We start from the raw sequence: 1,000 nt of genomic DNA on the forward strand, positions 1-1,000 counted from the left end.
TGGGCGGTGAACTGGTGGGCTCCAACTTCGCAACCCGCTGGGGCAGCGTCGGCTTCTTCGGACCGTTGACGATCCGCCCCGACCTTTGGGACCGGGGCATCGGCGCGCGGCTCGTCGAGGCCGTCACGGCGAGCTTCGATGAATGGGGCACGCGGCATGCAGGCCTGTTCACCTTCGCCCAGAGCGCCAAGCACGTGGGCCTGTACCAGAAGTACGGCTACTGGGCTCGTTTCCTCACGGCCATCATGTCGGCGCCGGTCCGTCACAACCAGACCGAGCCGGTGCGCTGGTCGCGGTATTCCGATCTGACAGAGGAGCAGAGAATGGAATGCCTGAAGTCCTGCCGTGACCTGACCGGCGCCCTTTACGACGGGCTCGACCTGGGGGCGGAAATCCAGGCCGTAGAGGCGCAGGAGCTTGGGGAGACGGTCCTGCTCGGCGATATGGCGGGTGCGGGCTTGGACGGTTTTGCCGTGTGCCACCATGGGCCGCGCAGCGAAGCAGGCGACGGTGCTTGCTTCATCAAGTTCGGGACCGTGCGTCCAGGATCGGCGGCTGGGGAGACCTTCGACAGCTTGCTACATGCCTGCGAGGCGCTTGCCGTAGCAGAGGGGATGCCCAAGCTGATGGCCGGGGTCAACATGGCCCGCCACGAGGCGTACCGGCACTTGGTCGGGCGTGGCTTTCGAACCGAAATCCAAGGGGTCACGATGCACAGGCCCAATGAGCGGGGTTACAGTCGCGCCGGCGTCTTCGTGCTCGACGACTGGCGCTAGGGATGGAATCTAACGCTTGGTGCCCACGTCTAACGGCAGCGATGATTTCATCCGGATCAGCCGTCCAGGTGAAAGGCTTGGGGCGCGCATTGGTTTCAGCGACGTACCGGTTGATGGCCTCCTGAAGATCGACCACCGAACGGAAGACGCCGCGCTTGAGCCGCTGGCGGGTCAGCTTGGCGAAGAAGCCTTCAACGGCATTGAGCCACGAGCAGGATGTCGGG

At 64.6% G+C, this 1,000-nt stretch carries 1 protein-coding gene and 1 pseudogene; one reads left to right on the top strand and one right to left on the bottom strand.

What is annotated here, in order from left to right:
* The coding region (locus D3227_RS42135) for a GNAT family N-acetyltransferase (RefSeq protein WP_167481081.1) at positions 1-776 on the top strand (776 nt) is incomplete at its 5' end.
* Position 777: 1 nt separating this feature from the next.
* On the opposite strand, the pseudogene D3227_RS40415 reads toward D3227_RS42135, so the two are convergent.
* Positions 778-1,000: pseudogene (locus D3227_RS40415) on the bottom strand (IS630 family transposase); the annotation flags it as partial.

The sequence above is a fragment of the Mesorhizobium waimense genome (assembly GCF_003601975.1).
In the GTDB taxonomy this organism is placed as follows: Bacteria; Pseudomonadota; Alphaproteobacteria; order Rhizobiales; family Rhizobiaceae; genus Mesorhizobium; species Mesorhizobium waimense.